General features: G+C 63.3%; 25 protein-coding genes. 14 read left to right on the top strand and 11 right to left on the bottom strand.

Annotated features, from left to right (window positions below; genetic code table 11):
• Positions 1-126 precede the first annotated feature (126 nt).
• The gene (locus ATN37_RS29275; RefSeq protein WP_007735229.1) at positions 127-735 is read left to right on the top strand and encodes a ClpP family protease; all 609 of its coding nucleotides are present in this window, start codon (positions 127-129) and stop codon (positions 733-735) included.
• Between the two features lie 4 nt (positions 736-739).
• The gene (locus ATN37_RS29280) at positions 740-1,327 is read left to right on the top strand and encodes an ATP-dependent Clp protease proteolytic subunit (protein WP_218696012.1); all 588 of its coding nucleotides are present in this window, start codon (positions 740-742) and stop codon (positions 1,325-1,327) included.
• On the opposite strand, the gene ATN37_RS29285 is transcribed toward ATN37_RS29280, so the two are convergent.
• From ATN37_RS29285 to ATN37_RS29295, 3 genes are read right to left on the bottom strand one after another with little or no spacing between them, the layout of a single operon-like run.
• A complete protein-coding gene (locus ATN37_RS29285; RefSeq protein ID WP_003946041.1) occupies positions 1,328-1,696 on the bottom strand; it encodes a helix-turn-helix domain-containing protein in 369 nt (122 codons plus the stop codon).
• A gap of 58 nt (positions 1,697-1,754) precedes the next feature.
• Positions 1,755-2,252: a TIGR04338 family metallohydrolase gene (locus tag ATN37_RS29290; protein ID WP_083058478.1), complete on the bottom strand. Its 498-nt coding sequence runs from the start codon at positions 2,250-2,252 to the stop codon at positions 1,755-1,757.
• Positions 2,249-3,073 (bottom strand): DUF2786 domain-containing protein, encoded by an 825-nt coding sequence (locus ATN37_RS29295; RefSeq protein WP_218696013.1) that lies wholly within the window; start codon positions 3,071-3,073, stop codon positions 2,249-2,251. Before ATN37_RS29295 ends, ATN37_RS29290 begins: the two co-directional genes overlap by 4 nt.
• A gap of 114 nt (positions 3,074-3,187) precedes the next feature.
• On the opposite strand from ATN37_RS29295, the gene ATN37_RS29300 reads away from it, so the two are divergent.
• The 6 genes from ATN37_RS29300 (at position 3,188) to ATN37_RS29325 (ending at position 10,287) form a co-directional block, all read left to right on the top strand.
• Positions 3,188-4,261 carry an ABC transporter ATP-binding protein gene (locus ATN37_RS29300; RefSeq protein ID WP_003946073.1) on the top strand — a complete coding sequence of 358 codons (1,074 nt, stop codon included), beginning with the start codon at positions 3,188-3,190 and terminating at the stop codon, positions 4,259-4,261.
• Positions 4,262-4,431: 170 nt separating this feature from the next.
• Entirely contained in the window at positions 4,432-5,721 is a 1,290-nt protein-coding gene (locus ATN37_RS29305) for an ABC transporter substrate-binding protein (RefSeq protein ID WP_007735225.1), read from the top strand.
• 20 nt (positions 5,722-5,741) lie between these two features.
• Positions 5,742-6,917: a carbohydrate ABC transporter permease gene (locus ATN37_RS29310; protein WP_218696014.1), complete on the top strand. Its 1,176-nt coding sequence runs from the start codon at positions 5,742-5,744 to the stop codon at positions 6,915-6,917.
• A complete protein-coding gene (locus tag ATN37_RS29315) occupies positions 6,914-7,750 on the top strand; it encodes a carbohydrate ABC transporter permease (protein ID WP_003946046.1) in 837 nt (278 codons plus the stop codon). The genes ATN37_RS29310 and ATN37_RS29315 overlap by 4 nt, the downstream gene beginning before the upstream one ends.
• A 25-nt stretch (positions 7,751-7,775) precedes the next feature.
• Positions 7,776-7,985 (top strand): hypothetical protein, encoded by a 210-nt coding sequence (locus ATN37_RS29320; protein ID WP_019746112.1) that lies wholly within the window; start codon positions 7,776-7,778, stop codon positions 7,983-7,985.
• Between the two features lie 112 nt (positions 7,986-8,097).
• Positions 8,098-10,287, top strand: a complete 2,190-nt coding sequence (locus ATN37_RS29325) for a transglycosylase domain-containing protein (RefSeq protein ID WP_050655947.1) — start codon at positions 8,098-8,100, stop codon at positions 10,285-10,287.
• A 24-nt stretch (positions 10,288-10,311) separates the two neighbouring features.
• On the opposite strand, the gene ATN37_RS29330 is transcribed toward ATN37_RS29325, so the two are convergent.
• Both ATN37_RS29330 and ATN37_RS29335 read right to left on the bottom strand, forming a co-directional pair.
• Entirely contained in the window at positions 10,312-11,610 is a 1,299-nt protein-coding gene (locus ATN37_RS29330; RefSeq protein ID WP_063315383.1) for a hypothetical protein, read from the bottom strand.
• A 139-nt stretch (positions 11,611-11,749) separates the two neighbouring features.
• The gene (locus ATN37_RS29335) at positions 11,750-12,808 is read right to left on the bottom strand and encodes an SDR family oxidoreductase (protein ID WP_042926153.1); all 1,059 of its coding nucleotides are present in this window, start codon (positions 12,806-12,808) and stop codon (positions 11,750-11,752) included.
• 91 nt (positions 12,809-12,899) lie between these two features.
• Here ATN37_RS29335 and ATN37_RS29340 point away from each other — a divergent pair, with 91 nt between their 5' ends.
• Together ATN37_RS29340 and ATN37_RS29345 are read left to right on the top strand one after the other, a co-directional pair.
• Positions 12,900-13,211 (top strand): helix-turn-helix transcriptional regulator, encoded by a 312-nt coding sequence (locus ATN37_RS29340; RefSeq protein ID WP_007735219.1) that lies wholly within the window; start codon positions 12,900-12,902, stop codon positions 13,209-13,211.
• A 150-nt stretch (positions 13,212-13,361) separates the two neighbouring features.
• Complete coding sequence (locus tag ATN37_RS29345; protein WP_218696015.1) at positions 13,362-14,753, top strand: amidase; 1,392 nt, start codon at positions 13,362-13,364, stop codon at positions 14,751-14,753.
• Here the strand turns inward: ATN37_RS29345 and ATN37_RS29350 are convergent.
• Entirely contained in the window at positions 14,745-15,476 is a 732-nt protein-coding gene (locus ATN37_RS29350) for an MBL fold metallo-hydrolase (RefSeq protein ID WP_218696016.1), read from the bottom strand. The genes ATN37_RS29345 and ATN37_RS29350 overlap by 9 nt on opposite strands.
• 115 nt (positions 15,477-15,591) lie before the next feature.
• On the opposite strand from ATN37_RS29350, the gene ATN37_RS29355 reads away from it, so the two are divergent.
• Positions 15,592-16,137 carry a hypothetical protein gene (locus ATN37_RS29355; RefSeq protein WP_233405617.1) on the top strand — a complete coding sequence of 182 codons (546 nt, stop codon included), beginning with the start codon at positions 15,592-15,594 and terminating at the stop codon, positions 16,135-16,137.
• Here ATN37_RS29355 and ATN37_RS29360 read toward each other — a convergent pair.
• From ATN37_RS29360 to ATN37_RS29370, 3 genes are read right to left on the bottom strand one after another with little or no spacing between them, the layout of a single operon-like run.
• Positions 16,105-16,764, bottom strand: a complete 660-nt coding sequence (locus ATN37_RS29360) for an enoyl-CoA hydratase-related protein (protein ID WP_007735215.1) — start codon at positions 16,762-16,764, stop codon at positions 16,105-16,107. The genes ATN37_RS29355 and ATN37_RS29360 overlap by 33 nt on opposite strands.
• Positions 16,761-17,420, bottom strand: coding sequence for a TetR/AcrR family transcriptional regulator (locus ATN37_RS29365; RefSeq protein ID WP_003946066.1), 660 nt, complete (start codon positions 17,418-17,420; stop codon positions 16,761-16,763). The genes ATN37_RS29360 and ATN37_RS29365 overlap by 4 nt, the downstream gene beginning before the upstream one ends.
• Positions 17,421-17,463: 43 nt before the next feature.
• Positions 17,464-18,651, bottom strand: coding sequence for a CaiB/BaiF CoA-transferase family protein (locus ATN37_RS29370; RefSeq protein WP_003946016.1), 1,188 nt, complete (start codon positions 18,649-18,651; stop codon positions 17,464-17,466).
• A 282-nt stretch (positions 18,652-18,933) separates the two neighbouring features.
• Here ATN37_RS29370 and ATN37_RS29375 point away from each other — a divergent pair, with 282 nt between their 5' ends.
• From ATN37_RS29375 to ATN37_RS29385, 3 genes are all read left to right on the top strand, one after another.
• The gene (locus ATN37_RS29375; RefSeq protein WP_007735213.1) at positions 18,934-20,049 is read left to right on the top strand and encodes an XdhC family protein; all 1,116 of its coding nucleotides are present in this window, start codon (positions 18,934-18,936) and stop codon (positions 20,047-20,049) included.
• A gap of 102 nt (positions 20,050-20,151) precedes the next feature.
• Positions 20,152-21,795: a PucR family transcriptional regulator gene (locus ATN37_RS29380; RefSeq protein ID WP_007735212.1), complete on the top strand. Its 1,644-nt coding sequence runs from the start codon at positions 20,152-20,154 to the stop codon at positions 21,793-21,795.
• Between the two features lie 148 nt (positions 21,796-21,943).
• Entirely contained in the window at positions 21,944-23,377 is a 1,434-nt protein-coding gene (locus ATN37_RS29385; protein ID WP_003946008.1) for a uracil-xanthine permease family protein, read from the top strand.
• 87 nt (positions 23,378-23,464) lie between these two features.
• Here the strand turns inward: ATN37_RS29385 and ATN37_RS29390 are convergent, their stop codons facing one another.
• Positions 23,465-24,976: a carboxyl transferase domain-containing protein gene (locus ATN37_RS29390; protein WP_218696017.1), complete on the bottom strand. Its 1,512-nt coding sequence runs from the start codon at positions 24,974-24,976 to the stop codon at positions 23,465-23,467.
• Positions 24,973-26,199: a CaiB/BaiF CoA-transferase family protein gene (locus ATN37_RS29395; RefSeq protein ID WP_007735210.1), complete on the bottom strand. Its 1,227-nt coding sequence runs from the start codon at positions 26,197-26,199 to the stop codon at positions 24,973-24,975. The genes ATN37_RS29390 and ATN37_RS29395 overlap by 4 nt, the downstream gene beginning before the upstream one ends.
• Positions 26,200-26,365 lie beyond the last annotated feature (166 nt).

A 26,365-nucleotide genomic window follows, 5' to 3' on the forward strand; every position in this document is an offset into this window, starting at 1 on the left:
TCGCTCAGAAAGGGGGGGCAGGCAAAAAAGGCGGCAGTCAAACAGGGGGGCGGGTAAAAACAGGGGTGGTCTGCCCACAGCAGACAGGCGGGGCCGCGGCACTGCCGCGCCGGTAGGAATGGATTCATGACTACTGAAGCGCCCACCGATACCGGCTACCGTGACCTGTTGACAGACAGGCTCTTCCGACAGCGAACCATTCTGCTCACCGGCGAGGTCAACGACGCCATGGCCGAACGTGTGTGTTCGGAACTGGTGCTCCTCGCCACCACCGACCCCAAGCGCGACGTCGTGCTTTACATCAATTCACCTGGCGGATCGGTGTTTGCCGGCCTGGCCATCTACGACACGATGAAGCTCATCCCCAATGACGTCGTGACGGTCGCGATGGGCTTCGCGGCCAGCATGGGCCAGGTGCTCCTCTGCTCCGGCACCCACGGCAAGCGAATCAGCCTGGCGCACAGCCGCATCATGATGCACCAACCTTCGGCAGGTATCGGTGGCACTGCGGTGGACATTGCGATCCAGGCCGAGAGCCTCGAGCTGATGAAGCGTCAATCGCAGGAAATCCTCGCCGCCGAAACGGGCCGGACCGTCGAAGAGATCGAGACCGACAGCGATCGGGATCGCTGGTTCACCGCCGAGCAGGCGCGTGAGTACGGAATCGTCGACCGCGTCGTGACGTCCTTCGCCGAGATAGCACCGCAAGCTACCTTCCCCAAGATCGGATTGTGACGTCATGTCCCAGTACACGATTCCCAGTGTCATCGAGCGAACACCAACGGGTGAGCGATCTTTCGACATCTTCAGCAGGCTGCTCAACGAGCGCATCGTGTTTCTCGGCACAGAGATCGACGACGGCGTCGCCAACGTCGTGATGGCTCAGATGCTGCATCTGCAAGCCGACAACCCGGATCGTGAAATCGGTTTGTACATAAACTCTCCCGGCGGTTCCACCACGGCGATGCTCGCGATCTACGACACCATGCAGTTCTTGAAACCGACGATTTCCACGTACTGCATGGGTCAAGCGGCTTCGGCTGCTGCAGTGATTCTGGCTGCCGGCACTCCAGGCCATCGGCATGTTCTTGCCCATTCGCGGGTGCTGCTGCACCAACCGTCGACGCAAGGTAGCGGCACCATCTCGGACCTCGCGCTTCAAGCAGCCGAGATCCTGAGAATCCGGGAGCAGACCGAGGCGATTCTGAGTAAGCACACCGGTCAGAGCGTCGAGCGGCTCCGTAAGGACACCGATCGCGACAGGATCTTCACCGCCGACGACGCTATCTCCTACGGACTGGCTGACACCCTCATCGAAGGGAACTGACTAGGCCGCCATCAGGACGGGACCCGAGATCGGTGCGGGAGAGTGCCCGAAGGTGAGGGAGTTGAGCGCAACGATCCGGTTGCCCGCTCGGAACAGTAGATGCTCGAGCGGCATCCCGAGCGCTTCGCAGATTGCGCGCAGAATTTCCGACGACGGTTCCTTCTTGCCCCGTTCGATCTCGGAGAGGTATTGCTTCGACATCCCGACCTTTGCGGCTACGTCGTCGAGAGTTCGGTCCTGATCGCGTCGAACCTCCCGCAGCACTCGTCCGTAGGCTTCACGAATCAGTGGGGGTTTGCGCACGGCAACAGCCGGATCGGGGAGTTCCGACTCACCCTTGACCAGGACCAGTCTGCGCGGCGCATCCATAGGCCGAGTATTCCAGCCGACCGGTACGGACACCACCGGGTTCGCCGAGGGCTGACATCTAGTCCGTTCGAACACCACCGGCAAGGAACATCGCTCGAAGAACGAAGGCTGCCTCGGGTCCGATGATCTCGCCGACAAGGCTCGTGTAGCGGTCGACGAACTCGGGCCCGTGGGAAGCCTCGTCGGAGGCGGGGTCGCCGAGGTGGTGCGCAAGTTCGTGCAAGACAACGAATTCGCGTAGCGCCCACCGGCCGTCACGGTCGTCCGGGACGGCGATGACGTCGTTCGAGTAGTGAGCGGCGGCATTGCCGCCGCGGGAGCGTACGGACACCGGAATGGTTGCGCGAGTCCAGGTCTCCCGTACCCAATTCAGCCCGAGTAGCTGATCGCAGTACGCCTGGACCGACTCCACGGAACCGAATTTGCGCTCGACCGGCAACGTGATGGTGGAACCCATGACCTCGACGCTCCGAAGTCCACGCTGGTCGGCGCGATCGAACATGGTGCGCACCATCGTCTCTGCCTCGTAGACGGCGCTCCGCTGCGTATCCCTCACGAGTCCAGCTGCCCGCGCACCCCGCCGATCTCCGGAAGGTTCCCCAGACGTGCGGAGCGCGCCGCCCGATCACCCGCTCGTCGAGCATGTGAGGAATGCCCGGCGCTTGCGCGGCCGCCGCCCCGCCACGTCCCACGCGCTTTGGAGTTGGACGAGTAGTAGTCCTTCAGCTCGATTTCCTTGTTACGCAGCACGAGTGCGGCTTCGGAAGACGACGTGGCAGATTCTGCGATCGCGGTCTTCTCCGTCTCCTGCTTCGTCTCGGCCAACCGAGCGCCGATGCGGGACGCGTACGCCATCTGGAAGTTCAGGCGCGCCGTCACTCCGGCCACCGGCTTGCGGACCTGCGTGCTGACGCGTCGTCGTCCACGAGTTTCGACGACGGTCCGCACGGACGTTTCGCCGCGGTACGCCCCGGAACGCACGTAGGCATCGGAGTCACGCACCATCTGGAAGAGCAGGCTCGAATACAGGGCCTCGCACACGTCGATGTCGCCGGCGAAGCCGTAGGCGTAGATGACGGCCGACGTCTGCGCGATGTCGCATTGCACGTCGTTGGCAGCGGCGATCGCGATGAACAACTGGGCGTACGTTCGCAGTCCGCGCTTGCCCGGTTCGCCGATGGTGATGAGCCGTTGAGTGGGCGTCGCACGCTTTTCCGAAGACGCGGTATGCGCACGCGCGACCGCCAGGTCGATCGCGGAACTGGTGGCCAACCGCTGAGCGGCAGCCATGAAGGCTTCACCTTCGTGTGGATTGTCGGTGGACTCCGCTTGGCGAAGCAGCGCACCGATGCGGGTCAGCATCTTCTCCGAACTCACCGTGAAAGACTACGCTCGCGCGCCGACACGGACGTTTATGCTGCTAGCGCACACGCTCACCCTCAACTTGGATCGTCCGGCACGTTCCTGCCGGTAGAAGGGATCAACCCCGTCATGGCTTCAGTGACTTTCGAGAGCACCACCTGCCTGTTCCCCGGATCGAACACTCCGGCAGTGGACAAGCTCGACCTCGAGATCGAGGACGGCGAGTTCCTCGTCCTCGTCGGACCCTCCGGCTGCGGAAAGTCGACCACCCTGCGCATGCTCGCCGGGCTCGAAGACGTCCACAGCGGACGCATCCTCATCGGCGACCGCGACGTCACCGGTCAGGAGCCGAAAGAGCGCGACATCGCGATGGTCTTCCAGAACTACGCGCTGTACCCGCACATGTCGGTGGCCGAGAACATGGGTTTTGCGCTCAAGCTCGCCGGAACCAACAAGACGGAGATCCGCGCCCGCGTCGAAGAGGTCGCGAAGATGCTCGATCTCGAGCCGTACCTCGATCGCAAGCCCAAGGCGCTGTCCGGTGGCCAGCGTCAGCGAGTGGCGATGGGCCGCGCCATCGTTCGCCAGCCGCAGGTCTTCCTGATGGACGAGCCGCTCTCGAACCTCGACGCGAAACTCCGTGTGCAGACACGTACGCAGATCGCTCAGCTGCAACGACGCCTCGCGACGACGATGGTTTACGTGACCCACGACCAGGTCGAGGCCATGACGATGGGTGACCGCGTGGCCGTCCTCGAAAAGGGAATCCTGCAGCAGTGCGCCTCGCCGCGCGAGCTGTACAACAAGCCGAAGAACGTCTTCGTCGCCGGCTTCATGGGTTCACCCGCGATGAACCTCTTCACCCTCCCCGTCGTCGACGGCGGCGTCGCATTCGGTGACGGGATCGTTCCGGTTCCGCGCGAGACGATGAACGGCGTCGTCGAAACCGAGGTTGTTCTGGGTATTCGCCCCGAGCACCTCGAGATCGCAGCCGAAGGCCTGCCGATGGAGGTCGACGTCGTCGAGGAACTGGGCTCGGACGCCTACGTCTACGGCCGGACCACGATCGGCGGACGGTTGCAGCAGATCGTCTCGCGTGGTGACTGGCGCAATCCGCCGCAGAAGGGCGAGCGCGTCAACCTGCGCGTCGACCCCGAGAAGGTGCACATTTTTGCCACCACCGACGGGCGTCGCCTGGGTTAGGTCGACCTGTCAAACGACACATGACCGATTCAGGTTCGGCGTAATACCCACAAGTAGGGGTGTCTCGTGCCACAGTAGGGGCCGATGCCGGGAGCCGGCACTCATGGCGCATGCCGTGAGCAGGCTCTCGGTGACCGTCTATTTGTCATACACATACGGGGAGCGAATCCATGGTTCTGAACTCGAAGGCGATGCGCCGCGCTGCAATTGCAGCCACGGCAGCGTCCATGCTGGTACTGGCAGGCTGTTCGTCCGATTCGGACAAGGACAGCGGAACCAGCACCACGGCCGCATCCGGGGGATCGTCCTCGAGCGAAGGCCGCGGACCCATCACGATCGTCGAGGGGCAGGATGCCCTGAACGAGGCGCTCGAAAACATCATCTCCGACTGGAATGCCGAGCATCCGGACGAGAAGGTCACGCTCAAGCCGCTGGCGAAGGAAGCCAACGCGCAGGTCGACGACATCACCCAGCGCATGCAGGCCAAGAGCGACGAGTACGACCTCATCGGCGTCGACGTCGTCAACACCGCTCAGTTCGCCGCAAACGGTTGGCTGCTGCCGCTCGAGGGTGACCTCGCGATCGACGAGTCCGGCCTCCTGCCGTCGACCGTCGCTTCGGGCACCTACAACGGCAAGCTCTACGCAGCGCCGAAGAACACCAACGCCGCATTCCTGTACTACCGCAAGGACCTCGTCGAGAAGGCCCCCACCACGTGGGCCGAGCTCAAGGAAAACTGCCCGAAGGCTGTCGAAGCCGGCATCTCCTGCTACATCGGTCAGTTCAAGAACTACGAGGGCCTGACGGTCAACACCACCGAGATCACCAACGCCTTCGACGGCCCGTGGGTCGGCCCGGACGGACTCACCCCGGCCATCGACGACAAGACGAAGGCAGGCGTTCAGTCGATCGTCGACAACTTCGCCGACAACACGATCCCGCAGGAAGCGCTGACCTACTCCGAGGGCGAGTCGCAGACCGCGTTCGGCGACGGCAAGGCACTCTTCATGCGCACGTGGTCCGGCTTCTCGGTCGACGGTGAGAAGACCTCGGTTGCCGGTAAGTACGGCTACACCGTTCTTCCGGGTGTCGACGGACCGGGCGCTTCGACCGTCGGCGGCTACAACGTCGGCATCAGCGCGTACTCGGACGCACCCGCCACGGCTCGTGACTTCCTCGAGTTCATGCAGACCAAGAAGTCGCAGACGTACTTCACCGAGGTCGGCGGCGCACCCGTCCTCTCGGCTGTCTACGACGATCCGGCAGTGCTCGCTCAGTTCCCGTACTTCGCGACCCTGAAGGAAGCACTCGCCACCGCTCAGCCGCGCCCCGTCACGCCGTACTACACGCAGGTGTCGAAGTCGATCTCCGACAACACCTACGCTGCTATTCGCGGCGAGAAGACCGTCGAGCAGGCTTTGGCGGACACCAAGGCCGGCATCGAAACCGCCGGTAACTGATCTACCAGGAGCAATAAGCAATGGCAGAACCGCAGGATCCTTCCGCGGCTGTGCCTACCAACCCCACGGTCGGGGCCGGTTCAACCGGTCCCGACCGTTCGGGCGTTGGTGGGAGACACCGTGCACCGGAACCGCTAGAAGAGCCGTCGGCATCCGAGGCAGCAGGGACATCCCTGACCAAGGTTCTGCCTGACCTTGCAGCTACTCCACCCCCGCCGACCTCGCCCCCGCCTGCGTCGGCCGACAAGCCGAAGAAGCGTCGACGAGTTCCGGTGTGGGCGTTCGTCGCACCGTCGCTGATCGTTCTCGCCGTCATCATTCTGTATCCGCTCGGACGAGCGATCTGGATGTCGATGCACAGCGACGGCAAGAAGCTCGATCCCGAGACCGGCATGTTCGTCACCGGTCAGTTCACGCGGTTCGACAACTACAAGAACTGGATCACCCAGTCCTGCAACACCGCCAACGGCTCGATTCCCTGCCCGCCCGGCACACTCGGATCGCAGTTCTGGCAGTCGATCGGAAATACGTTCGGCTTCACCGTCGTCACCGTCCTGCTCGAGACGGTGATCGGTCTGTCGATGGCGTTGATCATGGCCAAGACGTTCCGCGGACGCGGTTTGCTCCGCGCTTCCGTGCTGATTCCCTGGGCCATCCCCACCGCCGTCACCGCGAAGCTCTGGTTCTTCATCTTCGCCAACGACGGCATTGCCAACAAGATCCTCGGCACCAACATCCTGTGGACGGCGGACCCCTGGCCGGCGCGATTCGCGATCGTCGTCGCCGACGTCTGGAAGACCGCGCCGTTCATGGCGTTGCTGATCCTCGCGGGTCTTCAGATGATTCCCGCCGACGTCTACGAGGCCGCCAAGGTCGACGGTGCGACGGCGTGGCAGCGGTTCCGCATGATCACGCTTCCGCTGGTCAAGCCCGCACTCATGGTGGCGGTGCTCTTCCGCACGATGGACGCGCTGCGCATGTACGACCTGCCCGCGATCATGATGGGATCCAATCCCGCCACCTCCACCATCTCGGTTCTGGTGGTCGATCAGATGCGCGTCGGCGCCAATTCGGCGTCGGCACTGTCCACCATCACGTTCCTCATCATCTTCGCTGTGGCCTTCATCCTGGTCCGATTCCTCGGAGCCAATGCGGTCAGCACGCAGGAAAAGCAGCGGAAGGGGGAGCCGGTATGAACAAGGCACTACGCGGCAAGATCGGCACCTACATCGGCGTCGTACTGATCATCGTGTGGGGACTCGCTCCCTGCTACTGGATGATCGTGACGGCGCTGCGCGACCCCGCGGACACGTTCTCGACGTCGCTGTGGCCCACCAATCTCACGCTCTCCAACTTCACCGCGGCGCTCGATCCCGACGCCAAGGTGAACTTCACCCGTGCACTGATGAACAGCCTCATCATCGCTGGCGCGACCACGCTGATCGCCTTGGTCATCGGCGTGTTCACGGCGTACGCGCTCTCGCGTTTCGATTTCCGTGGCAAATACTTCGTCACCGGAATCATCCTCGGCGCGTCCATGTTTCCGGTTGTCGCCCTCGTGACTCCGTTGTTCCAGTTGTTCACCGACATCGGCTGGATCGGCAGCTACAAAGCGCTGATCATCCCGAACATCTCGTTCGTGCTGCCGCTGACGGTCTACACGCTGACGTCGTTCTTCTCCGAGCTTCCGTGGGAGCTCGAGGAGGCGGCGCGTATCGACGGCGCCACCCGTGGCCAGGCCTTCCGTCTGATCATGCTTCCGCTCGCCGCGCCGGCACTGTTCACCACCGCGATTCTCGCCTTCATCGCAACGGTCAACGAGTACCTGCTCTCGCTCCAACTCTCGAGTGACAAGACCGCACCCGTCACCGTGGCGATGGCCAAGTTCTCCGGAACGGACCCATTCGTCACGCCGTACACCTCGATCATGGCCGGCGGAACCCTCGTGATGGTCCCGCTGGTCATCATGGTTCTCATCTTCCAGCGACGCATCATCGCCGGTCTGACCGCAGGCGGCGTCAAGTCGTGATGCGGGCTTCGGGCGCACGGTTTCGATGAGGCGGGCTTCGCGCGCCCAGCGCATGGAGCTGATTGCCGGCTTCATCTCGGTCTTCGCCCTCATGGCGTTGATCGGCGCTGTGGTCGCGATCGTCAAGGGCGACCCCGGCGTGATGCCGTCTTTGGTGCTGCTCGGTTGCGTCGTCGCTCTCGGGCTGGCGTTCCGCGGATATCGGAACGCGGTCCGAGCAGAACGTCGCGAGTAGCCAGCCCGGTAGGGTGACATTTCGGTATCGCAGTTGCCGGGAGTTATCTGATCGAGATATCACCCTGGTGGAATGGTGCCGGTAAGTCCGGATCCACGACCGGGAGTGTTGAGTGAGTCCATCTAACAGATCGAGTGCGACGGGTGGCGATCAGTCGTCGGCTCGATCGGGCAAGTCGGCTAATTCGCCCCGGTCGAACAAGTCGGCCAAGCCCGCGAAAAAGCAGCGCTCGAAGTGGCGGTACGTCCGGCGGACCATCTACGTGCTCGTGCTCCTGATGGTCATCGTGCCCGCGTCGGTTTTTGCTGTCGCGTACAGCCGGACCGACGTCCCGCGCCCCTCTGACATGCAGACCAATCAGGTGTCCACCATCTACATGGCCGACGGCACGACCGTGCTCGGCAAGGTAGTGCCGGCGGAGGGAAACCGCACCGAGGTCGCGTTGTCGGCCATCCCGATTCACGTCCGCGATTCGGTGCTCTCGGCGGAGGATCGTAACTTCTACACCAACCCCGGATTCTCGATCTCCGGATTTGCTCGCGCTGCCCGCGACAACGTGATGGGCAAGGAAAGCGCCGGCGGTGGTTCGACGATCACTCAGCAATACGTGAAGAACGTCTTGGTCGGTGACAAGCGCAGTATCGACAGGAAGCTGCGTGAGCTCGTCATCTCCGCCAAGATGGCGCGCGAATGGTCCAAGGACGACATTCTTGCCGCGTATCTCAACACCATCTACTTCGGTCGCGGTGCGTACGGCATCGCCGCCGCGTCGAACGCGTACTTCGACAAGCCGGTCAGTGAGCTGAGTGTCGAGGAAGGCGCAGTTCTCGCGTCCGTCATCCAGAGCCCGTCGTTCCTGGACCCCGAGACCAATCTGTCCGCGCTGCAAGCGCGCTGGGACTACGTTCTCAACGGCATGGTGGAACTGGGCAGCCTGACCAAGACGGATCGCGACGCGATGCAGTTCCCGGTCGTCGCCCCCGCCAATCGGCCGACCGATCTGAACCAGGCGCCAGGACCCGAAGGCCACATCAAGACCCAGGTACTCAAGGAACTGGCCGAGGCCGGTATCAGCGATCAGACGCTGAACACCGCTGGTCTGCAGATCACGACGACCATCGACCCGGTTGCGCAGGAAGCTGCGCTGAACGCCGTCAGGCGGAATCTCGAGGGCGAGCCGGAAGACCTGCGGACCGCAGTAGTGTCCATCGACCCCAAGACCGGTGGCGTCGACGCCTATTACGGCGGTGACGACGGAGCCGGCTTCGACTACGCCCAGGCGCCGCTGCAGACCGGTTCAGCGTTCAAGGTCTTCGGCCTGGTCGCAGCATTGATGGAAGACATTCCGCTGTCCGCACGGTTCGACAGTTCACCGCTCACGATCAATGGTGTGACCATCGGAAACGTCGGCGGCGAATCCTGTGGTCGATGCACCATCGCCGAGGCACTCAAGCGTTCGCTGAACACCAGCTTCTACCGGTTGATGCTCTCGATGGAGAACGGTCCCCAGAAGATCGCCGACGCCGCCCACCTGGCCGGCATCCCCGAGCACATTCCCGGACTCGACTACCCGACGCTCACACAGGAGGGTGGTCCGCCGGAGAACGGAATCGTGCTCGGCCAGTATCAGTCTCGCGTTATCGACATGGCGTCCGCTTACGCGACGCTCGCCAATTCCGGTGTGTACCAGCAGCCGCACTTCATCCAGAAGGTCGTGACGGCCGAAGGTGAAGTCCTGCTCGATCGCCCGGTTTCTCCCGGTGAGCGTCGTCTTGATGCTGCCGTTGCCGACAACGTCACGCAGGCGATGCTGCCGATCGCGTCGTACTCGAACGGTCACGCGCTTGCCGGTGGACGCCCGTCTGCAGCCAAGACCGGTACCGCGCAGTTGGGTGACACGGGCCAGAACAAGGATGCGTGGATGGTCGGTTACACGCCGTCGCTGTCCACCGCGGTGTGGATCGGAACTTCCGACGCTCAGGCCATCACCAACTCCTACGGTGGTTTGATCTACGGCTCCGGAGTGCCTGCGGACATCTGGAAGAGCACGATGGACGGCGCGCTGAAGGGATCCGACTGGGAGAGCTTTCCGTGGCCGGACCCCATCGGCGGGCAGGCCGGCGTTCCCGCGAACTCCGGCGTGACCTCGGGGGACGGGACGGGCACGCCCACGACGGGCGCGGTCGCTCCCCCGGCGCCCATCGAGGTGCCCGGCCTACCGCCGATCGAAGTACCGCCGCTCCCCCAGTTGCCGCGTCAGATCGAGATCCTGCCGGGCATCGTCATCCCACTACCGGGCTGACAAGCAGCGCCCGATTTCCGGTTCTCAGGCCTGATCGTCGAAGAGACCGAGTTGGGTGGGCGCTGCATCCTTGGCGGGCAGTACGACGACGCGCAGTCCGCGCCTGAGGTTGCGGATCGCGTGCGTCCACGCGCGCTTCTCGCCCGCACACAGGTCGGTGTCGTCGTCCTTGCGGCGGATGGACTCGGTCAACGCCTCGTGCCAGGCAGTCTCCTGCTCCTGGCTGATCCGCAGGTAGTCGAGAATGGTGTCGCGGTCGTGCTCACAGATCACGGCAACCTCTTCGGCGCTGAGCTCGCCCGTTCCGTCTGCGTCGAGTTCGAGGAGCGCCATGAGAGCCGGCGGAAATTCGTGGCACTCGTGTGACTCGTATTCGGCACCGGGATCTTCGTGCTCGGAGGCCATGCCGTCGTTGAAGGCGGTGTCTCCGGTTGCGCGGATGGGTTGCCCGCCCAGTTCTTCGGCGAGTTGGTCGGATGCTTCGGCCAGTTCGGCGAACGAGCGCAGAGCCCGCAGCAGGTGCTCGGCGACGAAGGGTGCGCCGTCCACGCGGACCACGCCCAGCACACTCTGCTCGACGAGAATGAGCTTGATGGTCGGCCATTGCCGATTGAGCTGAGCAAGAATTACAGCAGCGTTCTCGGGGTTCTCCACCGAATGCACGACCCGCGAGAACACCTCTACGTACTCGTCGTCCTCGAGGACACGAACATAGGTGACCTGCTCACCGCGGACCAGCGGGATGTCGCCGTCGTCGTCACGCTTGGGCGGATGACCGAGAAGGCGCTCGACGGCCCCGTCGACCAGGATCCGCAGCATGTCGCCCGAACCCGAGGGAGCGTGAGACGGCGTCGTGGCGAACGCCGGCGTCGACTCGCGCCCACTGGTGCTGGCACGCAGGAACGACGGGTGCGCAATGCTCCACATTTCGCGGAAGACGCGCAACACCTTTGTCACCAGCTCCTCGGGACGAGCGCGGTCGACGTCGATGTAGAAGGACATGGACCCATTGCCCTCGGGTTCGTGCTCGCACAGATCGGGAGCGTTGAACCCCATGTCGAGCAGCGCTGAATGGTCTTCCGGTTCGAGCATCCGCAGTGGATGCAGAAACCTGTTGGAAGGAACTTCACAGCGCACGGAGGTCTGGTTCCATGCGAAGAACTGGATGCACGCGGGTGCGTCGGCCAGTTCGTCCATGCTGTCGTAATGCGACTCCACCACGAGGGTGTCGTCGTCCTCCATCACGGAGATGTAGCGAGCGAGATGAGTCTCGAAAGTAGTCCAGGCACTCAGGATTTCCAGATCGAAAGTATTGTCCGACATCGTCGCTCCTCTGGTCCGGGGGCGCATGGGGCCCTACCGACGACTCGCCGAAACCCCTGCTTTTCAAACCCCGCCTACGACGTTAGTCGTGGGGTCCGACAGTGACAGTGTTCGTAGGATCCGGGTGACCGTGTTTCAGTCAGGGGATTATCTTCCGAGCTTGCAGATTGGCGAAGATGTCGAGGAACATCGCTTCGGTGTCGACGTGGCGGTGAAATCCGAACCGCCGAGCTTTCGATCCGTCAGCGAAAAAGTCGTAGTCCCATCCGAATACGAAGTCACCGAACCCCCAGGACGAGACATCGGAATACGGGGTCCGAGCAAGTTGGTGTTCCTCGACGAGTTCATCCCACACCGACTCCTTGTCCGCCATTGCGACGTCGAGGGACATCGGGAGCGGAGGCGCGACGTCCATGTCGAAGAAGGCTGCGATCTTCGGCCACATCTCCTGCCAGCGGAACAGGTCGCCGTTGTTGATGTTGAACGCCTGATTTGCGCACTCGGGGTTGGTCGCGGCCCAGACCGTCGCTTCGGCCAGGAGTCCGGCGTCGGTCATCTCGATCAAGCTGGTGTACGCGCCGGGTTTGCCGGGGAATCGGAGTGGGACACCCAGTTTCTTCGAGATGGTCGCGTAGACGGCGATGACCATCGCGAGGTTCATCGGGTTACCCAGTGCGAATCCGGAGACGACCGAGGGTCTGATCGCCGACCATGTCCACGACTTGCCGAGCTGCCTGCGTTCGAGGAACTGCTGTTGGTCGACGTTGAACTCGGGTGGCATGTGCGGTGGATCGCTCTCGCGGGCCGGAGTTTTGAACGGTCCGAGGTGTGCCCCGTAAACCTTGTAGCCCTGCATCAGGCTGACGTGCTCGAGTCCGCCCGCAACGGGCTCGATGGCGTCGAGAGTGTTGACCAGCATCGCCAAGTTGGGCGGAACCAGCTCGGCCCATGTCGGGCGGTCTTGATAGGCGGCGTAGAAGACGTGAGTGACGTCGCCCAGTCCGCTCAGTGCGGCTGCAGTCCGGTAAGGATCGAGCAGGTCGACTGCGATGTGTTCGACCCGGTCGGTGTCCGTACCGCCTCGCCGCGAGAGTCCGATGATCTTCCATTCTCCGGTCGACTCGAGGTGATCGATCAAGTTCCCACCGATCACGCCTCGGGCTCCGACCACGAGTGCCACTTTGTCGTGCTGCACCATTTCAGCCTCCCATTGGTATATCGCGATGTTGCGATATGGGGAGTGAACCACACATATCGGCATTTCGCGATCTAGCGGTATGCTCACGAACATGGAAGACGCAACAACCGAGTGGGAAACGGCGTTCAAGGCGCTGGCCAACCCGATGCGTGTGCAAATCCTGCAGTGGTTGAAAGACCCCGGGAGCTTTCCCCCTCAGCTCGAGCCTGCCGAGGAGGTCGGAGTGTGCCTCAAGCACATTCAAGCGAGGGCGAAGGTGTCGCAATCGACGGCGTCTCAGTACATGGCCGCACTCCAGGCCGCGGATCTGGTGACCACCACACGAATCGGTCAGTGGCGGCATTACAAACGAAACGAGCAACAGATCGAGAAGCTTGCTGCATTCATCAGGCAGGGTTTGTAGGTACCAGCACCTGACCGATCCCTCCGGGGCCGCCAACGTTGTGGCAAAACCTCACATCGCCGGCGCCGTCGGTATGTGCATTGTGGTCGTTTCTCGGGTTGCTCGTTGTCCTTACGCTCGGCAGAGGGTACTGGCAAGGAGAGGCGTGCGATGAGTCGTGAGAGCTGGGTGGGCCGTGATGCCCGATCCATCGCCGAGGCCGTGCGGTCGGGTCAGGTGTCGGCGCGGACCGTCGTCGAAGAACATCTCGCACGGGTCGGCGAATGCAATGTCGAACTCAACGCACTGGTCACCGTGTGCGCCGAGGAGGCTCGCACGGCCGCGGATGCCCTGGACGAACGACGCCTTCTCGGTGAGACACTCGGCCCCCTTGCCGGGGTTCCGTTCACGGTCAAGGACCTGATCGCCACTGCCGGCGTGCGCACCACTGCCGGTTCTCGCACTCTGGCGGACAACATCCCGACCGCCGACGCCCCGGCCGTCGCGGCATTCAAGGCTGCCGGTGCAATTCTGATCGGCAAGACCAACACCCCGGAATTCGGCGCGTGCGGCCTGACTCGAAACGAACTGTTCGGAACCACGGCCAGTCCGGTGCGACCGGACGGCGTCGTCCGGTCCCCCGGCGGATCGAGTGGCGGCGAGTCCGCGTCGGTTGCTGCCGGAATGAGCGTGCTCGGACTCGGTACGGATTTTGGTGGCTCGGTGCGTTGGCCCGCCCACTGCACCGGCCTCACTTCGGTTCGCCCGACGCTCGGACGTGTCGATCCGGAAGGTCAGTATCCAGGCGTGCTTTCGGATGGACGGGTACTCGCCAACCCTGCGACGATGCACGGCACGATCCAGACCATCGGCCCACTGGCCCGCAACCTCGGTGATGCGGCGCTTGCGTTGCGCGTCCTGTCGATGCCGCATTTCTCGTGGAGCGAGCCTGATTCGGTCGACGTCGACGACCTCGACATCCGCTGGGCACCCGGCGAGGGAACCATGCCTGTCGACGAAGAAATCCTGACGGCGGTTCGCTCGGTGGCGAACAGTCTGGATGCGAGCGAGTACGACGGTCTGGCCCTGTCGCGGGCCAACGCGCTTTTCGGCGCGTTGCGATCGGTCGAGACCCACGCGGACATCCACTCTCTCGCCGCAGGTTCAGCGCACTCTTTCGACGCGGACATCACCGCCATGCTTGCGGCAGGCCATGATCGCAGTTCCGCCGAGGTGGAAGCGCTGTGGGCGGATCGTGCGATGTTGATCGCCGACTTCCTCGACGAGATGGGCGACGTCCTGATTCTGCCGGTTGCGTCGGTGCTCGCTCCGCCGCTCGGTGTGGAGAGCTTCGAGGTGGACGGTCGCAAACTCACGTGGATGGATGCGCTCGCGAGTTGCCGGGCGATCAGTGTGCTCGGTCTTCCGTCGGTTGTGGTTCCGGTAGGACTCTCCCGCAACGGTTTACCGATCGGGGTGCAGGTGGTGGCGAGACCGTTCCGCGAGCACGTTGCGCTGTCCGTGGCGGCGCGAATCACGTCGAATTCGCAAGCTCTAGTCTGACTTCCTTTTTTCGGTTTCGGCTGCGAAACGTGTTGCGTACGAGTCGGCAAGGTCGTGAAGAGTGGTGACGCAATCGCCGTAGTACGTCGGTGCATGCATGGTCGCCAGAATCCGCGGCTCGAGGTCGGCCAGGGCACGGATCGTGGGTTCGAGATCCGGGGTGAGGCAGGTGGCGTGGCCCAAGTCTTCGGCTTCCAAAGCGGGACCGACGATTTCGTGCTCGGTGGTCGCGGGGTGGTGCCCGAACGCGGTGAAGAGATCTCCGCAGAACAGCGTCGACGTCGTCTCCTCGAACATCAGGCCCGCGTCCCAACCGTGTGGGACGTGTGGGGTGTCGATGTGCCGGACTCGGCGGCTGCCGGTTTCGAGTACGTCGCCGTCCTGCAAGGGAAGTGGCGCCCGATCGGCCAGATCGTTGACCTGGACGAAGCACCCCATCGCACCGTGTGCAACTTGCGCTTCGGGGGCCGCCGCAAGCCAGGAGTTCATGGACCCGCATTCGTCGGCCTCGACGTGACCGAACGTGATCCATTTCAGACGGTTGATGTCGATCAGCGTGGAGAGTGCGTCGGAAGCCGAGGTGAACAACGCTCGCTGCCCGGTGTGGAAGAGCAAGGGTTCCTCGCCGTCGACGAGAAACTGGTTCATCGTGAGGTTCGCTTCGTCCACGAAGGTCGACAGTCGGTAGATGTCCGGCGCGATTTCGGTGATCGTGGTGGTCATCGCTGTGCTCCGATCAGGGCTGTTGTACACGTCAATCTGTCCTCTTCAGCCTTCTCGCCGCCCCGCGCCTGCACAAGGTTCTGGACGTGCTTACGGCTCTGCAATAGTGGAGGACGTGTTCGTACTGCTGCTGACAGGCCCGCCGGGCGCGGGGAAGAGTTCCGTGCTGACCGCGCTTCACGATCGACTCGGTGAGGCCGGGGTGAGCAACGCGATGATCGAGGTGGACGAACTCGAGCGGTGCTACCCGCCGCTGGGAACCGAGCGGGCAATCGCACACGTCGGGATGTTGTGCGCGTCGTACCGGGAAGCGGGGTACGAACTCCTGTTCCTCACGGCTACCGTCGAAGACGACGACTACGGGCGCGCCCTGCTGGCCGCGACCGGCGCCGAGGGGCACCTGCTGGCGCGCCTCGAGGCCGATCCGGATACATTGCGTACCAGAATCATCGAGCGTGAACCGACCGGCTGGGCCGGGTTGGACGAGTTGGTGGAGGCGTCACAACTGCTGGCCGGTTCGATGCCGACGCTCAGTGGAGTCGACGTGGTTCTGAGCACCGAAGGCCGCGATCCCGAAAGTGTTGCCGACGATCTGGAAGCGGCTCTGCGAGAACACAGTCCGTCGCTTCTAGCCGTCGGTGTTCAGAGCGGTGACCACTGAAGCGAACATCGTCGACTTGATTGCCCCCAGTGTGCCCGCATTCTTCGGGCCGATCGGTGCAACCATTTCGATGGCCTTGGCGGTCAAAGCGTCGACGGATGCGGTGAAGTCCACCAAACCGGCTGCGAATGCGTCACTTCCGCCGTATCGCCGCCCCGTGGTCATGGCGACGATTGCCGACGCCGGGCTGAGTTTGGCCTGGATGAGAGCTGCCATTCCTTCGGTGAAGGGGATGTTGATGTCCACCTCCGGGAAGCAGTAGTAGCCGCGATCATCGCGCATGACGCGGTAATCGTGCGCGATGCCGAGCATGGCGCCGGCTCCGAAGGCGTGGCCGTTGATCGCCGCGACGGTGGGCATCGGGAACGTCAGCATCCGAGCGAACAGCGACTGCACCTGCTGCACATACCACTTCGCCTTGTCGCCGTTCGCGCCCAGCCAGTCGAGGTCGAGTCCGTTGGAGTAGAACTTGCCCGTCGCCGTGGTGACCAGGGCATGTGCGCTTTCGCTTAAAGCCTGGTCGAGTAGCTTGTCGACGGAATCGAGCCACTCCGGCGAGAATCGATTCTCGTCCTCGCCGAGATCGAGAACGGCGATCTTGTCTTCGAAGCGCAGAGTTGCGGTCATGATTGGCCTTTCCTGTTGCGTGGCTTGGGCAGTGGTGGGTCGAGATGCAGAACCGCTCGAACGGCGGCATCCAACCGCGCGCGTGCTGCGGCGTCGGGGACTCGCCAACCGTCGGCGCGTTTGGCGGGATGGATGAGCAGTCCGGTAGGCAGGCCGACAACACAGGCCTCGATTGCCTCGACGGCTCGGCCGTCCTTGCGGCCCCAGAGCGCGGTCGACAACCGGATGAACAACTCGACCAGAGACCGGTCGAGTTGTGTGAGTTGCTCGGCGATGTCGGCAGGGACGTCGGTGCCGAGCAGTTCGTCGCGCTGGATCGTCAACAGCAGCAACGCGGATTGTGGGTAGTCGAGCGCGAAGACGGCCGGAACTTCGGCGGCTGCGACGACGGCGGAAACCGCCGAAGTCGGCGACGGGTCCGCGAGAGCGTCGTCCACTCTCGATTGTTGAAGCGCGAGAAATCGTCGCGCAGCACGCAGCCACGCGCTACCGACCAGTCCACTGCGAGAGCCGAATGCGTGATAGATCGCCCCGTTGGATACACCGGTGGCGTCGGAGACTGCCCGGACCGTGACAGCGCTCGGTCCGGCAGTGGCGGCAAGTTTTTCGGCAGCGTCGAGCAGGGTGTCGAGGTCGTGGACGCGTGGCCGAGGCATGAACGCACAGTAACAGAGCGTCTGCTCTGTTACTAGTGTGCGGTCAGATCACCGAATTTGCGCGAAGATCCTCGATCTCCTCCGGGCGCAGGCCGAAGTCGGTGAGTACGTCGTCGGCGTCACCGCCGAGAGTCATGGGTGGCGCATTCCTGACGGGAAGGGTCTTGCCGTCCACCCAGAACGGTCCGCGGACAACGGGAATCGACGTTCCGTCGGCGCTCTGGGTCTGCTCGACCATCTGCAATGCCTCGACCTGCGGGTCGGAGAACACCTGATCGATCGAATGGATGGGGCCGCAGGGGATTCCGGCACCGCGGATCTCGGAGATCCATTGCGCCGCGCCCTTCGTGGTCAGTAGGTCCTCGAGTTCTTTGGTCAGTTGGTCTCGGTGCGCCAAACGTTCTTTACCCGTGGCATATTCGGTACGGAAGGCGAGCTCGGGGTCGCCGAGTACCGAGCACAGTGCGATCCAGTGCTTGTCCGAGCCGGTGGCAATGTTGATCGGAAAGTCGGCAGTGTCGAAAGCGCCGTACGGCGTGATCGTCGGGTGCGTATTGCCGTTCGGCGTGGAAACCCGCCCGGTGCTCAGGTAGTCCTGCGCCTGGAAGGTCATGATCGAGATCGCGGATTCCAGCAACGAGGTCTGCACGCGGTGCCCACGACCATCGCGACCGCGAGAGGCAAGCGCCGCCGTGATGCCCAGCGCTGCGTAGATGCCCGAGACCGTGTCGATGATGGGGATACCGACCCGCATCGGGGTCTGTTCCCCGGCACCGGTGACCGACATCAGCCCGGACATACCCTGGGCCACCTGATCGAGTCCGGGCGCGAACTGGTCCGGGCCCACCGGGCCGAAACCACTGATGCTCATCACGACGAGCCCTGGATTCTCCTGCTCGAGCGAGTCGGGATCGAGCCCCATGTCGGCCAGTACTCCCGGACGGAAGTTCTCGACCAGCACATCTGCGTCGAGGGCCAGGCTGCGAAGCAGTTTCCGCCCGCGGTCACTGCGCATGTCGATGGCGATCGACCGTTTGCCGCGGTTCACGGAAGCGAAGTAGAGGCTTCGATCGCCGTCGAACGGAGGCCACTGACGCGAACTGTCGCCGGAGCCACGGGTTTCGACCTTGACCACGTCGGCGCCGAAGTCCGAGAGCAGCGACGTGCACAGAGGCCCCGCGAGAGCACGGGTGAGGTCGAGAACTTTGATACCGCTGAGCAATTGGTCCATGGGAGAAACCTCGGTTCTGTGGTGTGCAACGTCGCCCACTCGATCCGTCGCACCATCTGCGTGAATTGCCGCTGCAGTGATCGTCGGAGAGGGGAAGAATGAAGGTCAGGCCTGCTTTCGGCTGGGCTCGGTGACAACACTGGTCGAGAGCGCAAGGTGATGCGACGGCGACATTGCACAACTGCAGGGCCCGGATTTAGGCGCATTGTGTGACAGGCAGGATTGCGGTGGGCCGATACCGTGAACTCTCTACGGACGGCGATGCAAGCGGGAGGCGAGGCGATGCGCGACATTTCCACTCAGCTGGCGCAGTGGCACGCCCGCGGCGAGGATTTTGCACTGGCGACGGTTGTCCGTACCTGGCGATCCTCACCGCGCATGCCCGGTGCTTCGATGGCCGTCTCACGCTCCGGCGAGGTGGTCGGCAGCGTCTCGGGCGGGTGTATCGAGAGTGCACTGTACGAGATCGCCCAGGAGGTTCTCGCCGACGGCACCAGTCGCGTCGAGGTCTTCAGCGTCTCCGACGACGACGCCATCGGGGTAGGGCTGACCTGCGGCGGAACCATCGAAGTGTTCGTCCAGGCCGTCGGAGCCGATTTCGTCGAGTTCGGTCAGGTTTGTGAACGGATCGAGGCCGATACGCCCGTCGTCGTGGTCACCGAAGTGCGTCCGGGAGCACCGGCACGGCACCTCGTCGTCGAGCACGGCCGACGCAGCGGAGATCTGGATGCCACGGAGGACGAGGTGTCCATCCTGCTGCGCACGATGGACACCGGTGAGTCCGTCGCTTTTGTCGCGCCGGCGGGAACTCTCATCGATTCGCAGCACGACCTGCTGGTCGAGATCTTCGCGCCACTACCGCGGATGTACGTGTTCGGGGCCATCGACTTCGCGGCATCGATGTGTACATTGGGCGCCTTTGCGGGTTACCGAGTGACCGTCGTGGACGCACGGCCGGTCTTCGCGACACGGGCGCGTTTCCCCGACGCCCACGATCTGGTCGTCATGTGGCCACACAAGTTCCTCGAAACCGCACCGATCGACAACAAAACCGTCCTGGCCGTGCTCACGCACGACGAGAAGTTCGACATCCCCCTGCTCGAGATCGCGCTGCGTTCGCCGGCTGCGTACGTCGGCGCGATGGGAAGTCGTGCGACGCATGAGCGTCGGGTGGCGCTGTTGAAGGAGCGAGGCGTCACCGACGCCGAGTTGGGGCGTCTGCACTCACCGATCGGGTTGGATCTCGGCGCGAGGACACCGGAGGAGACTGCAGTGTCGATCCTCGCCGAGATGACCAAGACCCTTCGCAATGCCTCCGGTTTGGAACTGCGGGATCTGCAGGGGCCGATCCACCCGCCACCTCAGGAGAATCCGACCGCCCTGCATCGAACGGCCTGAGTCGACTGCGCTGAATTCGGACATCTTGTGTTCGGTGGGGATAGGATCGTTTCTTTCGTGAACCATCTTCCGTGATCCGAATGAAATCGAGGTGCCTGCCAAGTGGCAAACCCGGCCGTACCGGCATCCGAGGTGAATGCTGTTCTCTCCGAACTTCTTCGAACCCAGCTCCTTCCTGGTGTTCGAAAGGTCGCCGGCGGCTGCGAAGACCCGACGGTAGCCCGGGTGGGATTCATGGCGGTTCCGGACATCGGACCGTGGCTGCGGCACGGACAGTTGCTGATCACCACGCCGGAAACCCTCGCCAGGGTCACCGAAACCTTCAAAGCATTTGTCGGACGGTTGTCGACGCGAGGTGTTGCGGCACTTGCCGTCCAATTCGGCGCAGACGGGGACACTCTCGCGCCGGAGCTGGTCGACGCGGCCGAAAGCGCCGGCTTCCCGCTCCTGGTTTTTCACGGTGCGTGTGATCACCCTGCGGCGAGAGACCGTGAGCAGACGGAGTCGGCCCAGATCGACGCCATGTTCGGGGCCGAGCGCTTGCGACGGCTGCTGGTCGACGTCGTGATGGGCGGCGGCGGCCTCCCGCAATTGACCGAAGTCATCGCTCGGGAGATGAAGGGCGCTGCCCTGATCACCACCTCGGACGGACGCGAGATCTGCCGCGCCGGGGACGCCGCGGAGCGCAAGCATCTGTCTGCCTGTCCCGCCGTCGATTCCACCGGTCGTCTGCGGACCGACACCGTCGAGGGCGGATTGGGTCTGCACGAGTTCGACGGTCAATTCATCGCGGTGTCCGCGATTTCCGCCAATCACATCGACCACGGGCGTCTCGCGTTGTTCACCGGTGAGCGCGTGATGACGAGTTACGACCAGTACCTGGTCGAGCGGGCCGCGTCGGTGTGTGCGTTGGTCATCACCCGCGAACAAGCCGTGGCGTCGGTGGAGGAACGCCATCGCGCCAACTTCGTTCACGACCTGCTCCTCGGCCGGGCCGGGGACCACGATCACGTTGTCTCCCATGCCAAGACATTCGGTTGGGACTTCGACCGCCCGCTGGTGATCGTCTCGATCGAGCCGGACCCGATCGACGAACCGGCCTCTGCGGCGCCCGCTCGGCTGCCCGTCGTCGATCGCCAGGCGATGGCGTTCTCCGGCGCGATCGCCCACCGCGATCCCGGTGCGGCGGTGACCGCGCTGACGGGCGAGACGGTGATCGTGATGGGCGTCGGCACCGACACGATGGCATTGGTGCGGGACCTCGTCACGGTCGTTCGCGGTGAAGGTGGCGGCGGGAGAAGGCCGTTCAGTGTCGGGGTGTCCCGGCCGACAGCGGCGATCGACGCAGTCCCCGCGCTCTACAGTCAGGCGCGCACCGCACTGACCGTCGGGCGACGGATCTCCGGTCCGTGGACGGTGACTCAGTTCGACGATCTGGGCGTGTACAGACTGCTCAGTCTGGTCGAGGACGAAAACGAGCTCGAGACGTTCGCCCGCGAGACACTGCGGGAACTGACGGAGGAAACTGCCGAAGCGCAGGACATGCGCAAGACATTGGAAGTCTTGCTCGCGACCAACATCAACATCGCCGAGACAGCGCGCAAGCTCCACTTCCATTACAACACACTGCGTTACAGGGTCGTTAAGCTGGAGAAAATGCTGGGACCCTTCACGGCGCAACCCGAGCTACGGCTGGATCTGTCTCTAGCACTGAAGATAACCGCGATGCGCGGCATCAATCACTAATATTGCCAATCCGAGTCCGTGGGTTCTGGCAGATTGTCATCACGTCGATACCCCCGCGCTGTAATAGCGTTTCACTCCAGTCACGGTGTTTTGTGAGCTGGAGCACACTCAGCGTTCGGACACCTTCCTCTGCACGAAAGGTCCCATCATGCCGATTTGGACGTTGCACGGAGATGGAAAGAACATCAAACCGGGTGAAGTGGTCGCTCCCGGCGAGCGGCTCAGCTGGGGAAGAACCATCGGGCTGGGCAGCCAGCACGTGGTGTCGATGTTCGGCGCGACGTTCGTATTCCCGATCATCATGGGACTCAATCCTCAACTTGCCGTGATGATGTCGGGCTTCTGTACGCTCTTCTTCCTGCTGGTGGTCAAGGGACGCATTCCCAGCTACCTCGGAACGTCGGCGGCCTTTGTCGGTGGTATCGCCGCCATTCGCGCCCAGGGCGGAACGTCCGCCGAGGTGACCGGCGCGATCCTGGTGTCCGGACTCGTCCTGGCGGCCATCGGTATCGCGATCCACTTCCTCGGTGGCCGGGTCGTATTCAAGGTTCTTCCCCCGGTGGTGACCGGCGCGGTGGTGATGTTGATCGGATTCAACCTGGCACCCGTCGTCGCGGGGCTGTACTGGCCGCAGGACCAGTGGGTGGCTCTGATCGTCATGGTGGCCCTGATCGTCATGAGTATCGCGCTACGAGGCTTCATGGCGCGCATCGCCATCTTCCTGGCGCTGATCTTCGGCTACGTCCTCTCCTGGATCCTCGACCGGGTCTCGGGGACGATCACCTCCTACGACGCAGGCACCGGTCAGATCACCGAGCACTTCCGCGTCAACTGGGATTCGGTGCAGTCGGCGTCGTGGTTCGGCCTTCCCCCGTTCTCGGACGAGGCCAACGGAATCGTCGGCATCCACGCTCCGTCGTTCAGCCTCACGTTCATCATCCTGGTCCTTCCGGGTGTCATCGCGTTGATCGCGGAGAACGCGGGCCACGTCAAGGCCGTGGCCGAGATGACCGGGGACGACCTCGACCCGTACATGGGACGTGCGCTCGCCGGTGACGGTTTCGCCACCGCTATCGCCAGCAGCGTCGGCGGTTCGCCCACCACGACGTACGCCGAGAACATCGGTGTCATGGCAGCGACCCGTGTGTACTCCACCGCCGCCTACGCGGTTGCCGGCATCGTCGCCATGATGCTCGGCTTCTCCCCCAAGTTCGGTGCCGTCATCTCGGCGACGCCCGGCGGTGTTCTCGGCGGAATCACCGTGGTGCTCTACGGCATGATCGGTCTGCTCGGCGCCAAGATATGGAAGGAGAACGGCGTCGACTTCGGGAATCCGCTCAACCTCATGCCGATCGCGGCCGGCCTCATCATCGGTATCGGCGACACGGCTCTGAAGTTCAGTGACACGTTCTCGCTCAGCGGCATCGCGCTCGGCACCATCGTCGTGATCGGGATGTACCACCTGTGCCAGTTCATCGGTTCGAAGAACCCGGAACTGAATGCGAAGAATCCGGAACCGAACAAGCCGGATTCGAAGACTCCCGGCGGCGATCGGGAGGAACCCGCCAAGCAACTCACGTGACGCTTGGCTGAGTGTGCTCGATCGACGAAGGCCGGACATCCTCCGCGGAGGATGTCCGGCCTTTCCGGTGTTCTGGGTACTGATCGATCAGACGGAGGTACTGGCTTCGACCAGGCCGATACGGTCGATGCGTTCGGTGCGGGTGTTGAGCCGTTCAGTCGCATCGGTAGCACTGAGCAGGCTCAGCTCGTAGTGCAGTACCGCTCCGACGCGAGTGCAGAAGGCGGCGGATTCGTCCGCGGCATCGGGAAATTCGGGGATGACCCGATCGACGATGCCGCCCGCGAGCAGATCGAAGGACCTGATCCCTTGACTGGCTGCCATGTCCGGCGCGTGCGTGACGTCGTGGAACATGATCGCGCTCGCACCTTCGGGAGGTAAGGGCGAGAGCCAACCGTGGCGGGCCGCCAGCACTCGATCGGCCGGAATCAGTGCCAGGGCGCCGCCGCCCGTGCCCTGCCCGAGCAGGAGGGAAATGGTGGGGACCTCGAGTGAAATCATGTCGGCTATGCACCGAGCGATCTCGCCCGCAAGTCCGCCTTCTTCGGCCTCCTTCGACAGTGCCGCGCCCGCTGTGTCGATGATCGTCACCAGCGGCAGGTCGAGTTCTGCGGCCAGCCGCATACCTCGCCGAGCCTCCCGCAGAGCGCCGGGGCCGAGTGGGGAGTGAGCAGTCTGTCCGCGCCGGTCCTGTCCGAGAAGGACGCAGGGCATGTCGCCGAAGCGAACCAGCGCGAGCATGATGCCGGGATCGTTCTCGCCTTGGCCGGTTCCGTTGAGCGGGAGCATGTCCGAGGCGGAATTGAGCAACACTTCCCGTATCCCCGGTCGGTCTTCGCGTCGGGATGCGACGACGGATTCCCACGCCGACGTATCGGGTGGGCAATCGTACGAGCACGGGTCACTGGGCAAAAAGTACCCACGATGCGCCCCGGTGATGATGCGCAATGCGCGTTCGACGATTTCGGCGAGCTGGTCTGGCGGCCTCACTGCATCGATGAGTCCGTGCTCGTGAAGGTTCTCCGCTGTCTGGACACCGGCGGGGAAAGGTGAGTTGTACAAGGCCTCGAACACTCGAGGGCCGAGGAATCCGACGAGGGCCCCCGGTTCCGCGATCGTCACGTGACCGAGTGATCCCCAGGACGCGAATACGCCTCCGGTGGTGGGGTTTCGGAGATAGACGATGTAGGGCAGGTGCGCTTCTTTGTGCTTGATGAGCGCCGCGGTGATCTTGACCATCTGCAAAAACGCCGTCGTCCCCTCCTGCATACGCGTTCCCCCGGACGTGGGAAGCGCAAGAAGGGGCAGCTGCTCTTGGGTGGCTCGACGGATGGCGACGACGAGGCGTTCTCCCGCCGCCACGCCGATCGAACCACCGAGAAAACCGAACTCGCAGACGATGATTGCCACACGGCGGCCTCGGACGGAGGCGCTTCCGGTCAGGACGGACTCGTCGAGCCCGGTCTTCTCCTGGGCCCGCAGAAGTGCTTCGGCGTAGTCGGAGTCGGTCGCGACGGGAATCGGAGGGGTATCCCACGATTCCCAGGTGCCGGCATCGATCACCAGGTCGAGCAAGTCGCGAGCCGTCAGGCGGTTCATCGGGTGAATCCTTGTAGCCACGACATGATTTCGTCAGTGTCTTCACCGAGAACCGGAGGTGCAGTGTGGCGGGTCTCCGTCACTTCGGTTCCGTCCGGATCGAAAAATCGTAGCGGTGGACCGGGCAGTGTGATGTTTCCGAGCGTGCTGTGGTCGACGTCGACGAGCAATCCCTGTGATCGGGTCTGCTCCCATTCGTACACTTCGGAGATCGTCCGAACCCGTCCTGCCGGTACTCCGATGCGGTCGAGTTCGGTCAGAAGCTCGTCACGCGAGTACGGCTTGAAGGTACGTTCGATCAATTCGACGACCTGGAAATGATTTTCGACGCGTTCGGCGTTTGTTGCCATACCCGGGGCGTCAGGGTCGAGGTCGAATCCTTCGCAGAATCTTCTCCACAGGCTTTCGCTGCCGACCGAGATCTGTACTGCGCCATCGCCGGTACGAAAGAGTCCGTACGGTGCGATGGAGGGATGGTGGTTGCCCTGCGCTGTGCCTACCTCACCGGCGACGGTCCACTTCGTTCCTTGAAACGCGTGAACACCGACCACGCTGGCCAAGAGCGACGTTCGGACAACGCGGCCTTTCCCCGTCTGTTCGCGTTCCTTCAAAGCCGCGACGACACCGAACGCCCCGTACATTCCGGCGAGAAGGTCGGCGATCGGAACTCCGACTCGTTGAACGTCGTCCGGACTCGAGCCGGTCAGCGACATGAGTCCGGCTTCCCCCTGGGCGATCTGGTCGTAGCCGGCGCGACCGCCTTCCGGGCCGTCGTGGCCGAAACCGCTGATGGACAGAACGATCAGTCGAGGATTGAGTTCGGCCAGCCGCTCGGTCGAGAATCCGAGTCGATCGAGAACTCCGGTGCGGAAGTTCTCCATGAGAACATCGGCGCGGCAGACGAGATCTTCGAGGGTCGCGCGCCCACTGTCGGATTTCAGATCGAGCGTGATCGACTTCTTGTTCCGGTTCGTGGACAGAAAATACGTCGATTCCCGTTGTGTGTTCGGTGGTTCCAACGTGGGCTCCACAAAAGGCGGCCCCCACCCACGGGTGTCGTCGCCGCCGTGAGGTGATTCGACCTTGATCACGTCGGCACCCAGATCGCCGAGCATCATTGCCGCGTGAGGACCCGCGAGTGCGCGCGTGAGGTCGACGACTATCACGTCGTGTAACGGACCACTACGAGCACTTGTGTTGTGAGGCTTCGAAGTCGAGTTCATGTCGCACCGCCGTGTTCTGGTGTAATTGGCTGAGCCAGTTGGTGGTTGAGGCCTCCGTAGTTCGGTCGACTCCGGTCCGCTGGACCGAGAAACCGGCCAGGGCCACTGAAGGAGGTATGTGCGGCCCGTCTTTCGAACCGTAAGCGGGCACCGGTGAACGGCACAT

Source organism: Rhodococcus sp. MH15, assembly GCF_019266045.1.
GTDB classification, from domain to species: Bacteria; Actinomycetota; Actinomycetes; order Mycobacteriales; family Mycobacteriaceae; genus Rhodococcus_F; species Rhodococcus_F qingshengii.